The sequence below is a fragment of the Streptococcus criceti HS-6 genome (genome assembly GCF_000187975.2).
In the GTDB taxonomy this organism is placed as follows: domain Bacteria; phylum Bacillota; class Bacilli; order Lactobacillales; family Streptococcaceae; genus Streptococcus; species Streptococcus criceti.
On the sequence record NZ_AEUV02000002.1, the window covers coordinates 1,184,197 to 1,199,568 of the forward strand.

The 15,372-nt window shown below is 44.4% G+C and carries 6 protein-coding genes and 1 pseudogene; 5 read left to right on the top strand and 2 right to left on the bottom strand.

Going from position 1 to position 15,372, the window contains the following annotated elements; genetic code table 11:
* The first annotated feature begins 490 nt into the window (after positions 1-490).
* The 3 genes from trpX to STRCR_RS05630 are packed head-to-tail and all read left to right on the top strand — an operon-like array spanning position 491 to position 3,124.
* Positions 491-1,495 carry a tryptophan ABC transporter substrate-binding protein gene (trpX, locus tag STRCR_RS05620; RefSeq protein ID WP_004229004.1) on the top strand — a complete coding sequence of 335 codons (1,005 nt, stop codon included), beginning with the start codon at positions 491-493 and terminating at the stop codon, positions 1,493-1,495.
* Positions 1,496-1,505: 10 nt separating this feature from the next.
* Entirely contained in the window at positions 1,506-2,369 is an 864-nt protein-coding gene (locus tag STRCR_RS05625; protein ID WP_004228498.1) for an ABC transporter permease, read from the top strand.
* Complete coding sequence (locus STRCR_RS05630; RefSeq protein ID WP_004226802.1) at positions 2,366-3,124, top strand: ABC transporter ATP-binding protein; 759 nt, start codon at positions 2,366-2,368, stop codon at positions 3,122-3,124. Before STRCR_RS05625 ends, STRCR_RS05630 begins: the two co-directional genes overlap by 4 nt.
* A gap of 339 nt (positions 3,125-3,463) precedes the next feature.
* On the opposite strand, the pseudogene STRCR_RS12515 reads toward STRCR_RS05630, so the two are convergent.
* Together STRCR_RS12515 and STRCR_RS12520 are read right to left on the bottom strand one after the other, a co-directional pair.
* A pseudogene (locus STRCR_RS12515) lies at positions 3,464-5,791 on the bottom strand (SspB-related isopeptide-forming adhesin); the annotation flags it as partial.
* Between the two features lie 34 nt (positions 5,792-5,825).
* On the bottom strand, positions 5,826-7,274 hold the full coding sequence (locus STRCR_RS12520) for a GbpC/Spa domain-containing protein (RefSeq protein WP_004229332.1): 1,449 nt from the start codon (positions 7,272-7,274) through the stop codon (positions 5,826-5,828).
* A 497-nt stretch (positions 7,275-7,771) separates the two neighbouring features.
* Between STRCR_RS12520 and rexB the strand changes: the two genes are divergently transcribed.
* A complete protein-coding gene (rexB, locus tag STRCR_RS05640; protein WP_003048820.1) occupies positions 7,772-11,119 on the top strand; it encodes an ATP-dependent nuclease subunit B in 3,348 nt (1,115 codons plus the stop codon).
* Entirely contained in the window at positions 11,119-14,808 is a 3,690-nt protein-coding gene (gene addA, locus STRCR_RS05645; RefSeq protein WP_004227635.1) for a helicase-exonuclease AddAB subunit AddA, read from the top strand. The genes rexB and addA overlap by 1 nt, the downstream gene beginning before the upstream one ends.
* The last annotated feature ends 564 nt before the right edge of the window (positions 14,809-15,372 follow it).

A 15,372-nucleotide genomic window follows, 5' to 3' on the forward strand; every position in this document is an offset into this window, starting at 1 on the left:
ATTCCACTTGACACCTTTTTCAAATTGTGTATAATAAGACTAAACAGAAAAGTAAGTTGTCATGATTTTCAGGGAGCTTGTGGTTATTGTGAACAAGCAGTTGTGGTTTCTGAAATTGGGCTGTTGTAAGTGACTCATCGGTTTAACTGATGGGTGAGAGATATGAGGATAACACATAGTCCTCGGGTTTAGCACACTGTATCCTGCTAATCGTTGTTAGACGATCTAGAGATGAAAAGACCTCACTTTATTTTAGTCTTTTCAATTGAGGTGGCACCGCGTGGACTACGCCCTCACATTCCTTAGGGAGTGTGGGGGCGTTTTAGTTTTCTCAATCTTAAGCCCTACTTTTCTGGATGAGCTGATACCCTTTAGGTGTTGAAGCAAGTGTATAGTACTCCGAGTGCTAGATATGTGATTAATTCCTAAAATGTGGTTTTTAGGATGTCACCTAGGTTATCTTAGACTTGGTGGTTTGAGGAGGATTTCTATGAAAAACAAGCGTTTGTGGGCAGTTTTGTCCCTCTTAATCATCTTTACCCTAGCTCTGGTTATTCGGGATGAGTGGCACTTGGGGCAGGCAGGTAAAAGCAATCGTGTGGTTAAAGTTGGCGTTCTTCAGTACGTTACCCACGAAGCTCTGGACGATATCTATGATGGAATCAAGGATGAATTAGCTAAGGAAGGCTATTCTGGTGACCGGGTTAAGATTCAATTTCTTAATGCAGAAGGAGACCAATCCAAGATTGCGACCATGAGCAAGCAATTGGCCGATGGTCATAATGATGTCCTAATTGGGATTGCCACTCCAGCAGCTCAAGGTTTGGCTAATGCTAGTAAGGATACTCCTGTTGTGATGGGAGCTATCAGCGATCCTATCGGTGCCAAGCTGGTGACCAATATGAAGCATCCGACTGGCAATGTCACGGGGACATCTAATCAGGTGCCAATCGCTGATACGGTTAAACTGATTCAAACGGTGACCCCGCAAACCAAGACTGTTGGGATTCTCTATGCCAGCAGTGAAGACAATTCGGTCTCGCAGGTAAATAGTTTCAGCAAGGAAGCTCAGAAGAAAGGTCTTAAGGTTAAGACCTACGCTGTCCCATCGACCAACGAAATTACTACAACTATGAATGTCATCAGCAAGGAAGTGGATGCCCTCTGGATTCCTCAGGACAATACGATTGCTTCAGCCTTTACGACAGTTGTTTCTATTGCCAATAGTAATAAGTTGCCGGTTTATCCAAGCGTTGATACCATGCTCAAGCAAGGCGGTTTGGCTTCGGTTTATCAGAGCCAGCATCAATTGGGCGTGGAAACTGGTAAGATTGCCGTGCAAATTCTTAAGGGCAAGAAGGTAGCTGATATTCCGGTCAAGGTTGTGGATACTGGCAGTCCAGCTGTTAATCTTAAGGTTGCCCAGCAGTTGGGTATTGATATTCCGGATTCCGTTCTTAGGGATGCTAAGAAATCTGGTCTAGTGCTTAAATAGGAGAAGATATATGGTTTCAACAATTTCACAAGGTCTTTTGTGGGCTGTCCTAGGGATCGGGATTTACCTGACTTTTAGGATTCTTGATTTTCCAGATATGACAACAGAAGGGAGTTTTCCTCTGGGCGGAGCAGTGGCGGTTACCCTCATTACTCAGGGAGTCAACCCGCTTTTAGCGACTCTAGCAGCGGTCGGTGCTGGCTGTTTGGCTGGTTTCGCGACAGGACTGCTCTATACTCGAGGTAAGATTCCGACAATTTTGGCTGGGATTCTGGTCATGACTTCTTGTAACTCGATTATGCTGATGGTCATGGGCCGCTCCAATCTAGGATTGCTCAATCAAAAACTTTTACAAGACTTCCTGCCTTTCAGCAAAGAACTCAATCTCTTGATTTTAGGAACTATTGTCGTTATTCTAGTCATTTTCTTAATTATCTTTTTCCTCAATACCCGTTTGGGGCAGGCCTATATTGCTACAGGGGATAATCGTGAGATGGCTCGCAGTTTTGGCATCAATACAGATAATATGGAGCTAATGGGATTGGTCGTCTCTAATGGTATCATTGCCCTGTCTGGTGCCCTAGTCAGCCAACAGGACGGTTACGCTGATGTCTCTAAGGGTATTGGGGTTATCGTTATTGGTTTAGCTAGTATTATTATTGGGGAAGTTATGTTTGCCAATCTGACTATGCTGGAGCGCTTCATTGCCATTATGATTGGCTCTGTCCTCTATCAAATTTTGATCTGGGCAGTGGTGGCACTTGGTTTCAATACCAACTACCTCAAGCTCTTTAGTGCACTGATTTTGGCTATTTTCCTGATTGTGCCAAGATTCAAGGAAAAATTCTTCAAGGAGGTTAGGTTATCGCGATGACAAAAATTGTAGAATTAAAAGATGCTACTGTCACTGTCAGTAATGGTTATGATGATGTTAAAACGATTTTAGACCAGGTCAGCCTAGATATTTATGAGCATGATTTTATTACTATTTTGGGCGGGAATGGGGCTGGTAAATCCACTCTCTTTAATGTGATTGCTGGAACACTTATGCTGACTTCTGGCTCCATCCATATTATGGGTGAGGATGTAACCCATTTGCCGGCTCAAAAGCGGGCCAAGTATTTATCTCGAGTTTTTCAAGACCCTAAAATGGGAACGGCTCCACGGATGACGGTAGCTGAGAATCTTCTGGTAGCCAAGTATCGCGGTGAGAGTAGGGGACTGGTCCCTCGAAAAATCCATACTTTTCGTGATGATTTTCAAATGCTGATTGCCCAGATTGGTAATGGCTTGGACAAGCACTTGGATACACCGACAGGTTTTTTATCGGGTGGGCAGCGTCAGGCTCTCAGTTTGCTTATGGCAACAGTTAAGCGACCTGATTTACTACTTTTGGATGAACATACAGCGGCCTTGGATCCCAAGACCAGCCAATCTCTGATGGTGTTGACTGACAAAATTATGAAGCGGGATCAATTGACCGGTCTTATGATTACCCACCACATGGAAGATGCCCTCAAGTATGGCAATCGTCTGATTGTCATGAAGGATGGCAAAGTTATTCAGGATCTTGACCAAGATGCCAAGAGCCAGATGGCCCTCAGTGACTATTATGCTTTTTTTGAATAGATTAGCAGCCAGTTCAGACAATGAGCTGGCTTTTTTTGTTGTAGTTGGGGAAGTAACTCTGAAAATTTAGAATAAACTTGATTGGTAGCAGTACCTGCCATGGCGACCTATTTATGATACCCTCCTCACATAGTGAACAGTGAAAAAAACAAACAGTCACTAAATGCTGCGAGAGGAGGTTTTGTATGTCCAAATGCAATTAGTGATACCAGTCATCGGCTATGATAATATGATAAACAGTTCTCATTTGGAGGTAACAAGAAAAGTGAATGTTAGACATGCTTTTAAGCAAGGAGAATTCAAAAAAGAAGCAGATGGTTGTCTGCTTCTTATCAGGAATTAATCTTCTTTTCTGCGGCGTTGACTGCCTAGTAAACCAAGACCAGCCAGAATCGCACTCACGCCTAAGAGCGGCAGATAAGCACTGTCCTTGCTGCCAGTCTGCGGCAGAAGGCTGGCTTTTGCTGGCTGCGGTGCCGCATTCTCAAAGTGATAGGTCACCGTTAGCGGCATCCGGTCGCGATTTGGTGCCGGCGGCGTAGGATCAGCTGGATCCTCCGGCGTTGTCGTCTTAACCGTATTGGAACTGTAGGTCACACCGTTAATCGTATTGATATAGGTGTTCTCAAAGGTGCCGACAGCTATCCGTTTCATCTGAATATAGCTTTCGGCTTGGAAACTAGAGTCCAGCGAAACCGAACGCAAGAAGCCTTCCTGGAATCTGATGACAATGAGACCCTCAGCTTCATTGACGTCTGCCGTCGTATAACCAGTCATATCAGTTCCCGCTGCGATTACAGTTCCATTATTGAGGGTGATGTCAGACTTGGCATAGACCTTATACTGACCGGTGTACTGATCGCCTGTCTGGTCATAGTCATCGTAGAAGTTGTACTCAAACAGCTCATCTGAGCGGTTGCCTGGGATGATCCCACCGATCAAACGGTAGTTGAAGACTTGGTTAAGCGCTACGGTCTGACCGTCGATGTTGCTGGTATCGGCTGGATCTAGGGTCAAGGTGACGTCCTTCTTAGGATCCACCTTAGGCACGTTATTGACCACGATATTGGACTCATAGCCATTGCCAAAATCAATTTGGTAGGCCTTGTTCGCATAAGAACCGCCAGTCTTGCCCATCTCAGCCTTAACCGTCATGGGACTCACAATGGTCAGGTTAATCCCTTTAACCACATAAGCCTCGTAGAAGGCCTGCGGATTATCGGCTGTGAAGAGCTGGAAGGCCCCTTTTGGTGTGATGTTAGCCTTTTGGAGCATGGTCCGAACGTCCTATGGGGCCGCCTCAAGGCTGACATAATCAGTGATACTGATCCCTTCAACAGCCTTGCCATTAGCGTCGACGATTTTAACGCGGTCTGACTTCAGATCCAGTGCTTCTTCTGGGTAATCATCCAAGTAGAAGAAGCCTTTTTGGATAGTATCTGGGGAAGACTTATCGCCCTTGTATTGATCCAGATCCCACGTCAATTCATAGTAATTGATGGTTCCAGCTAGGACGGTCTTGCCATCAATGACGATACCCTTTTCATTTTTATTGACCTTGTGCGGTTTGATATAGTTGTTCCCTGGATTGTCTGGGTCTCCTGGTTTCCCTGGGGTGGTGACCCGAACGATATTGGATTTGACCCCATAAGCATCATTGACCGTTAGGGTAAAGTTATTTTCATAAGTGGCCCCATCGTTCATGACCTGACCGACAACAGTTGGGACTGGGGCTGTGATGCCCTTAGTGAAGTCCTGATTGAGCAGAGCTAGTGTTTCCGCGGTGGCGGTGAAGGTCACCGTATGCGTGGCTGGGTCATAAGCAACGTCAAAGTCTGGGCTGGCCACCTTGGTCGCTTCCAGATTGAACTGATAGCCACTTGGCAGGGGATCGACCAAGACGAAGGAGGTGGTTTCCTCACGGTTAGCTGGCAGTTCAGCCGTTCTCAGTTGGAACTTGACGATTGACTGCTTAGCGACCAGAGTCTTGTCGATATCGACTCCTACGTTATTGGTGATGGCCTTGTTAATCTGAGGCTGGATGGCATATCTCGCATAGTGGTAGCGAACCGTCGGAACTGCTGGTTCTAGCAGTGCAGCTGGCGGAACTGGCGCAACCGGTTCAGTCGGCGGTGTCGGTGCTACGGGCTCTACTGGTTCAGTAGGTTCTATTGGAGGTGTCGGCACGACCGGCTCTGTTGGGGGTGTCGGTGCAATTGGTTCTATTGGGCTTGCTGGCTCTGTTGGAAGTGTCGGTGCAACTGGTACGGTTGGCTCTGTTGGAGGTGTTGGCGCAACCGGTTCTATTGGCTTAATCGGAACACCAACTGCTTTAATATCAGAGTTAAAGGCAAACCAAACTAGGTAGCGACCTCTTGATGCAATATCGAAATTGACATCACTGTCATTAGCCTTACCGACAATAGCACCATACCACTTAAGTGAACTGAGTTCTGTATCCCACTCAGCATAGTCAAAGCGTGAGCCTTCAGCTATAGAATCTGTAGAGTGATCAGCATGAACATCACCGTTTGGATGGGGGACAATAGCAGATCCTGAAATTGGAATCATGTCACCATTAAAGCCAGAGACCCACTCCACTGATTTGGAATCTGCGTTCAGGGAAGAGAAGCTGAACAAGCCGCCTGTCAAATCGATTAATTGACCATCAGCATCATAAAATTTTGCGGCCATGTTAATCTTAACACTTCCCCCCCATAGCGGGATACCAAAGGGTTTTAGTTGGATCCTTATATAGGACTATAGGCAGTTCTTGGTCAGTAATACTAGCGTCTTTCAGAGTATAGGTGTAAGTTACTTTTGAGATCTTTTTACCATCAAAAGTTGAATTTTCCAGATTTGTATAGGTAACAGTAAGCGGGACACCTTTTTTTAGAACAACCCTGGTACCATCTGCTAAATCTTCCATATTATTGATAATATCAATGATTTCTTTAGAAGGAGTGTCGATTGGTAAGGCTGCAATGTAATCTGTTAGTTCGTCCTTAGTGTACTGTTTTACAGAAGGCTCTAAGCTAGTGATGGCATTATCTTCCCGACTAAAAATTAAAGGCTGAGCCATTGCTTGGGATAGATAACCCTCTTCGTTTTTCTTTTCTTCAGCCTTTTTTAGCGCTTCCTGATATTTAATGATATCTTGGTCATATAATTCTTTGTCAAGATCGTAAGTATGCTTATCTTGATCGTACTTGGCCTTGGCAGTGTCGTAAGCTGCCTTATCTTGATCATATTTGGCTTTGGCAGTATCATAGGCCGCCTTGTCTTGATCATATTTGGCTTTGGCAGTGTCATAGACCGCCTTATCCTGATCGTATTTGTTTTTAGCAGTGTTGTAGGCTGCCTTATCTTGATCATATTTAGCTTTAGCAGTATCATAAGCTGCCTTGGCGCGATCATATTCTGCTTTAGCGATACCGTAGGCTACTTTATCCTGATCATATTTGTTTTTGGCAGTATCGTAGACTGCCTTATCTTGATTGTATTTGAGCTTGGCAGTATCGTAGGTTGCCTTATCTTGATCATACTTGACTTTGGCAATATCGTAAGCTGCCTTATCTTGATCATATTGTGACTTAGCTATATCGTAAGCCGCTTTATCTTGATCGTACTGGAATTTAGCATTATCATATACCTCTTTTTTGGCATCATAAATTGCCTTAGAAGATGAATAGTTGGCTATTATTTCCTTAGATTGCTTAACTTGCTGGGCATAGTCCGCTTCAATATCGGCTTGCTTGGCAGCGGCTTCATCAGGGGTCTGAGCTGCCCCTTGATCAACCACATCATCGCGCTGAACTTTCACGCCTGCTTGATAGGCATCTTTAATGGTCTGTTCCAACTCCGGCGATGGGACATCGACTATTAGCTCACCTTCACTTTGCCCTGCCTGTGCTTGGCTCTGATTAGCGGCGTCACTGGCTGGCCCTTGGGCTTCCGGCAGATTAGTGGCTGGGTTGTCTGTCCTGACAACTTGAGTATCAACACCGCTGGTTGAGGTGGGTCCCGTAACTTCTTCGGCTGCGGCTCTATGGCCTGTCAATGCCATCAATGCTGTAGCTCCCAGCACAGCACCGCATAGAGACTTCACAGCCTTACTTTTTCGAAAACCGTAAATTTGTTTGACTTTCATTTGTTTTCTCCCAATATTTTTTAGCAAATGATCATTTGCCAATTTTATTGTAACATAAAAGCGCTTTATACGAAATACAATTGTCATGTTTTTAATCTTAAGGAAATCCAAAATATATTTTTTTGATTATTATAATCTTTTGCTGTTAGTTGTTATAATAGTTCTTACTCATAAAAGACTATGGACTTTTGACGTTAGACATTGAGCCTATTTTTTATCATTTTCTGCTGCTGGCAATATTAATCTGAAAGCAAGCGTTACATTACTGTTATTGAACACGCTACACTTCTGTAGAAGTAGATAGCTACTGTTAGATTCTACGCTATTCCTAAGTCCCTTTGGGTCTGTCATGATCTTTATTCTGTCAGTTTCCTCCCAATCCTCTGCTTAATAGCGGCCTTGCGAAAAATAGGGGTAAATGCCATGTTTAAGCCTCTTTTTGTTAGATTTTCTATGCTATAATAGAAGCTAAGTTCAGTAGTATTGGAGGATGGTCAATGAGATTACTTTATACGGCTATTCGTGATAATTTAACGGATCAGCTGGCCCAACTGGCGCATGAGCAGGCCCTATCTGGCCGTCGGGTCTTTTATATTGCTCCCAATTCTCTCTCCTTTGAGAAGGAGCGGCGAGTTTTGGAAACTCTGAAAGAAAAGGCTTCTTTCAATATTACTATTACGCGTTTTGCTCAGATGGCCCGCTATTTTGTCCTCAATGATGTATCAGATAAAAAGCCTGTGACCGATACGGGGCTGGCCATGATTTTCTTTCGCATTCTTTCGCAATTTGAGGAAGGCGATCTAAAAATTTATGGCAGTTTGAGAAAGGACATCAATTTTATTCAGCAGCTGGTTGACCTCTATAAGGAATTGCAGCGCTCTAATCTGACGATTTTTGACTTGGACGAGTTAGCATCGGATCTTAAGTATCAGGATTTGACTGCTATTTTTTCTGCCTTTTATCAAGTCTTGGAGGAAGAAAATTTTGAAGCTCAGACTAAGATTGCTCAGTTTTTGGAGCATGTCAGCAGTGGCGAGTTGGATCAGGTATTAAAAAATCTCGTTGTCATTGTCGATGGTTTTAGTCGCTTTTCGGCAGAAGAAGAAGCATTGGTGAGTGCTTTGCACGAAAAAGGGGTGGACATTATTATAGGGACCTATGCTAGTCAGAAGGCTTATAAGTCAAGTTTTTTAGGCGGCAATCTTTATCAAGCCAATGTCGAATTTCTCTTGGATTTAGGACAAAAATTTGGCCTTCAGGCCGAATATATCGGTCACTCCTCAGGAGATAATCTAGCCCATCTCTCTGATTATTTGGAAGCTCGCCATGATTTTTCGGTTGATTTGCCTAGACTGACCGATCAGGATAAGCAGGCTTTGACTATCTGGGATGTGGTTAGTCAGAAAGAAGAAGTGGAACAGGTGGCCAGAGAAATTCGTCACTTGCTCAATGACGGTGTTCGCTATAAGGATATTCTTGTTTTATTAGGAGACCCCGAGTCTTACCAGCTACAGATTGGCAAGATTTTTAAGAAGTATGACATTCCTTTCTATTTTGGCAAAGCTGAGCCTATGAGTCATCACCCTCTGGCTAATTTTATTGAAAGTTTGGAACGCATTAAACGTTATAATTTTCGGGCAGAAGATGTCCTTAATCTTTTAAAATCAGGCCTCTTCAAAGATTTTAAGGATACCGATATTGATAAGTTTGATCAGTATCTCAAATATGCTGATATCAAGGGTCAGGCACAATTTAAAAAAGCCTTCACTGCTAATGTCCAGCAAGGATTTGATGACGATGGGCAAGCCCTTTATAAATATGATTTGGATGCTCTTAATCAGACTCGTCGAGTTCTCCTTGAACCCTTACTAGAGCTCTTTTCCAGCCGAGCCTTACTGGGGGAAAATCTCCTAAACAAGAAATTTCTGCCTTTTTTGCAGGCTATAGATCTCCCAGCCAATATGGCCAAATTAGCGCATGGAAAATCAGAACAAGAGCTAGAAAAGGAAGAAGAAGTTTGGAAGACCTTGACTGATCTATTGGCTGAAATGGCTGCTATTTTTGGTCAGGAGAAACTAAAGATAGACGATTTTCTGGCTCTCCTTCAAGCTGGTATGCAGGCAAGCAGCTATCGGACCGTTCCTGCTACCTTAGATGTGGTGACTGTTAAGGATTACGAACTGATTGAGCCTCATACCAGTCCCTATGTCTTTGCCTTAGGTTTGACGGCTGGCAATTTTCCAAGAATTCACAAGAATAGCAGTTTGATTACGGATGAGGATAGGCTGGCGCTCAATGACCGACTAGCTGCCAGTGAGCGTCAGGGCCATTTTGATCTTCCTAATCAGGAAAATATAAAAAAGAACCATTCAGCCATGATTTCTTTGCTTAATTCAGCGACTCAGAAACTGGTACTGTCTGCTCCGCAAATTTTTAATGAAAATGAAGATAAATTCTCACCATATCTGCAAGACTTGTTGGATATGGGAGTGCCCCTTATCAGTAAGTCGGCAGTTTCTTTTGAAGAGGATACCGATTTAGGAACCTACAAGGCTCTCCTATCCAGAGTGATTGAGGCTAATCAGCTCAGTCAGACAGAAGATTTAAGTAAGGATCAGGCAACTTTTTGGTCAGTTATGGTTCGACGGCTGCGGCAGAAATTAGCTCAGCAGGATATTGCTATTCCAACTATTACGGATGATTTGACAGTAGAGCCGATTTCTCAAGAGGTTCTGGACATTCTCTATCCTAGTGATCAGCCTTTGCGTCTGTCAGCTTCCAGTCTCACAACCTTTTACAATAACCAGTATGCCTATTTCTTAAATCATGTTTTGCGACTGGAAGAAGAAGAGTCCATCCATCCAGATTTTCGTCACCATGGGGTCTATCTGCATAAAATTTTTGAGCGGGTTATGGCCCAGACTGAGGGCTCAGAAGATTTTGACGCCCTTTTGAATCAGGTGATTAATCAGGTTAGTCAGGAAGAGACTTACCGCATTCTCTATGAGACCGATCAAGAAGGACGGCTGACCCAAGACATTCTCCTGGATATTGCTCACAGCACGGCTCCTATTTTGCGGGATAATTCAGCTGTTCAAGTTCTTGGCCGAGCTGAGGCCCAGCATTACCTAGGTGATAAAGATTGGCAAAAAACGCCTCAAGCCCTTAAAGCCTTGGAAGTTAACTTTAATTACCAACTACCGATTACAGCACATCAGCGTCAGTTAGAAATTCGCGGTCAGATTGACCGGCTGGATCAGCTAAGTTCGTCCGATAGTTTGGGGATTGTTGACTATAAATCGGGTGACAAGAAATTTAATCTGGCTGACTTTTATAATGGTCTAACCCCTCAGCTCTTAACCTATATTTTGGCGCTTAAGGAGCAGATGCCGAGCGATTATCAGGCTCCCATTTTTGGCGCTACTTATCTTCACATGCAGGATCCTGAGATCAGGTTCAAGGATCTGAAAAATTTAGATGATGCAGCCGGTGTTTTGGCTAAAACCTTTAAGTATCAAGGGCTCTATGATGCTCAACAGGCTAGTCATTTAGCTCGGTATTACAATACTAGCAAGGCTAATAAATTCAGTCAGGAAGAGCTGGACTTGCTTTTGACTTATACTAAGGCGCTTTATCGTAAGGCGGCTCAGACTATTCTTTCAGGGCGTTTTGCTATCAATCCATATACCAAAGACGGTCGCTCAGTTCAGGGAGATCAGCTTAAGAGTATTACAGGTTTTGAGGCAGACCGCCATATGAAATATGCCCGCCGTCTCATCAAGGCCAAGCGGGAAGACTATCTAGCCAGCATGCGGAAACTTAATGAGAAAGGAGGTGCCAACTAATGGTCCGAGATAGATTTTTAAGTCCCCAAGAAATTGAAGAGCTTAAGGCCCAAGAGATGACATTGAGTCAAGCAGAAGAGCGTTTGCCTCGTACGCCCGAACAGATTGAAGCCATCTATAGCAATGGTACTAACGTCTTAGTCTCGGCTTCGGCTGGTTCAGGGAAAACCTTCGTTATGGTTGAGCGAATTATTGACATGCTCAAACGGGGCGTCAACATCAGCCAGCTTTTCATCTCAACATTTACTGTCAAGGCAGCTGGTGAACTTAAGGAGCGGATTGAAGACAAACTGATTAAGGAAATTGCTAAAACTCAGGATCAAGCCCTCAAACAACATTTATCCGCTCAGTTAGGAGATATTCAAAACGCTGATATTGGAACTATGGATGCCTTTGCCCAGAAGCTGGTCAATACCTATGGCTATAGTCTGGGCGTATCTCCTAATTTTCGGATTATGCAGGACAAAAGTGAACAAGACATTCTTAAAAATGAAGTCTATGGTGATCTCTTTACCAGTTATATGACTGGTCCTGATAGCCATATTTTTAAACAAACAGTTCGTAATTTTACAGGTCAGGGGAAAGATTCGACGGGCTTTCGTCAGGTGGTTTATGCGGTCCATGCATTCAGTCAATCGACAGCAGATCCTAAGGCTTGGTTGGAGGAGACCTTCCTCAAGTCTTATCAAGTTGATTTTGATCAGCAGGTGGATGCTTATCTGGCACCTTTTCTGCAGGAGCAGGATTTTGGAAAGATTCTTGACCAAGCTCAAGGCTTTTTCCGCGATCATCTGAGTGCTGTTCGTGGTCAATTTAAAAAGTCTTATAAATATTTGGCCAATGTCGAAAATCTTTTGGAAGCCTTGGCTAATGTTAACCTTCAAGCTCCCTTAGACCAACTGCAGGAACAGTTGCAGGCGGTTAAGGCTATTACATCCATAAGTCGAGGGCTGACCATGAGTATCGGCTCCTGCAAGGATGAGTCTCTCAAGGCTTTTGCGACTGACTACAATCAGGAGCGGCCCAACTATTTGGCTCCTATCTTGGACTTGGAGCGGGCATTGTCAACGGTTGAAGCTCTGCGGATTTATCAGCCTCAGGCCCTGCCCCTGCTAAAAGTCCTGCAAGCTTTTGTGCTGGACTTCTCTGCCCAATATCTGGAGCGAAAAAAACAGGAAAATGCCTTTGAATTCAGCGACATTGCTCATTTAGCCATTGAGATTTTAGAGACTGATGAGCCGATTCGTCAGCTCTATCAGGACAAGTACCATGAGGTTATGGTCGATGAGTATCAGGATAACAACCACATGCAGGAGCGGCTGCTGGACTTGCTTTCCAATGGTCACAACCGCTTTATGGTAGGTGATATTAAGCAGTCTATCTATCGCTTTCGTCAGGCCGACCCTATGATTTTTCAGGCCAAGTTTCAAGTCTATGATAGGTCTGAGGACTTTCAGATCGGTAAAAGTCAGGGGCTCTTGATTATCCTCAAGGAAAATTTCCGCAGTCATTTGGAAGTCTTGGCAGCGACCAATGCTGTCTTTGCTCGCCTGATGGATCAAGCGGTCGGCGAGATTACCTATGATCAGAGTCACTTTTTAGTGGCGGGCCATGCTCAAAAAGCCCAGCCTGCTCCAGCCAACCGTACTCAGGTGTTTATCTACGACCAAGGCCAAAAAGAAGAGCAAGAGAGTTCTCTTGGTGGTGAGTCGACCCTTCCTGAATTATCGGTTGGCGAGGTTAAGCTGGTGGTTAAGGAAATTATTCGCCTCCATCAGGAAGAAGGCGTGCCTTTTGATGACATTACCCTCTTGGTGCCTACTCGAACCAGAAATGATCAAATTCTTGCGACCTTTGAGCAATACGGCGTGCCTCTAGTGGCTGAATCAGGCACAGGGCACTACCTCAAATCCCTAGAAATTCTGGTTATGCTGGATACCCTGCGGACCATCAATAATCCTTTGCAAGATCAATCTTTACTGGCCTTGCTCAAATCTCCTATGTTTCATTTTGGTGAGGATCTGCTGACAAGGATTTCCCTTCAGGCTAAGAGGGGTAATTTTTACGATAAACTGCTTTTATCCTTGAATCGTACAGGTGACCATCCTGACTTGCTAACGCCCAAACTTTATGAGCAAGTGGAGACCTTCAATCAGGTCTTGAAGTCTTGGAGGACCTTTGCTCGGACCAATAGTCTGCACGACCTCATCTGGAAGATTTACAATGACAAATTCTATTATGATTATGTAGGGGCTCTGGCCAATGGTCAACAGCGACAGGCCAATCTTTACACTTTAACCCTGCGAGCTCACCAGTTTGAAAAAACTGGTTTCAAAGGTCTGCCCCGCTTTATCAATATGATTGACCAAATTATCGCAACCGATAATGATTTGGCTGATGTTGAGGTGGCCCTGCCCAAGAATGCTGTTCAGCTGATGACAGCTCATAAGAGTAAGGGATTGGAATTTCCTTATGTCTTCCTGCTCAATTTGGACAAGACCTTTAACCAGCAAGATCAAAGAAGCAGGGTGATTCTCAGTCGGCACAATGGTGTTGGCATCCAGTATGTTGCTGATCTGGCTGAGCGGTTTCCAGAAGCTAAATTTGACCACGTCAAGGTGGCTATGGAGACCCTGCCTTATCAGATTAATCAGCGGCAGCTCCATCGTGCTATGCTGTCGGAACAGATGCGGCTTCTCTATGTGGCCATGACTCGGGCTGAAACCAAGCTCTATCTGGTCGGTAAAGGCAGTCAAGAAAAGTTAGCCGACAGGTATCAGGGAAATCGGGACCAAGAGCGCTTGAGTATTGCAGGGCGTGAGACGTGGACCAGTTTTCAGGATTGGTTCCTAGCCCTCAAACAAAATTTCCCAGAAGATGACTTGGGTTTTGACCTCTCTTTTATTTCTGATCAAGACTTAGAGGAGATGGGCAGCTTAGAACCTAATCTGCCCATGGATGTAGATGATCAGACCCATAACCGCCAATCGGAGACAATCAGCCAAGCTCTGGAAGCTCTGGAAAATGTTGAAAAACTCAATCAACAGTATGCAGCAGCCATCAATCTTCCGACTGTCCGTACTCCGAGTCAAATTAAGAAGTTTTACCAACCCTTGATGGATGAAGAGGGCATGGATATTATGGAAAAACGGACTATCACACCTAAATTTGATCTGCCTAGCTTTGGTAAGCAGAACCAAGTTACAGGAGCCGCTATTGGCTCAGCGACCCATGAGCTCATGCAGCGAATCCCTCTGAAAGAGACCTTGTCCTTAACGGATTTACAGGTTGCTCTAGCCCAAGTTCAAGCTGAACCAGCTGTAAAAAAGAGAATTGACCTGAAAAAAATTGCTCATTTCTTCCAGCAAGAAGCTCTGGGTCAGGAAATCATCGCCGAGAGTGATAAGGTTGTACGGGAAGCTCCTTTTGCTATGCTCTACAAAGACAGAGATTCTCAAGAAGAGATGGTTATTCGGGGAATTGTTGATGGCTTTATTCGCTATGAGGACCACATTGTCCTCTTTGACTACAAGACGGATTCCTACCAAAACCCCACGGACCTCGTCCATCGGTATCAAGGCCAAATGGACCTCTATGCCAAGGCTCTCAGAGATTCTTTCAGAATTCAGCAGGTTGACAAATACTTAGTCTGCTTAGGCGGCAAAGAGGTAGTGGTCCAAGCCCTTTAGTTGGTTCAGTTTTATCCAGTTTTTCGGTTAGCTTTTCTCTAAAAGGGAGGCGAAATGACCAGAATTATGGTATGATGAAGGGTACAGAAAAAAAGCTCTTAGTGCTGATTTCAATTGGTTATTAAGAGTCTGGGACAAAAGTCCAGACTCGTTAACATTGTTCTAGATTTACTAGATTGACGCAGTGGTTGGGAGTAAGACTAGTTGGCTTATGCCAAGAAGTCTTACCCCTGCACAGTTCATTGGGTGTTTAGCACCAATGAATGAACCACTGCTGATTGGCGGCCTTTATCTTGGGATGCACTCCCATTTTCAGGCGCCCCTTAAACAGTCCACTGGATTGTTTAACTACCACGCAAGTGATAGGGTCAAACAGTCTGGGAGACTGTTTGAGAAAACCAAGATCAGCTGTGCGGAGGTGGGATTGAAATGCTCCAGCGGACTCTGGCAGTCTGGGAATAGGCTGCCAAAGCCTGCCACCTAAAAACAGGAAAGTGGCAGAGGCCTGAGCCTTAAAATAAGAGAGCGAGGAAAATCAAGGGAGTGGGAAAGAACCCAAAAATT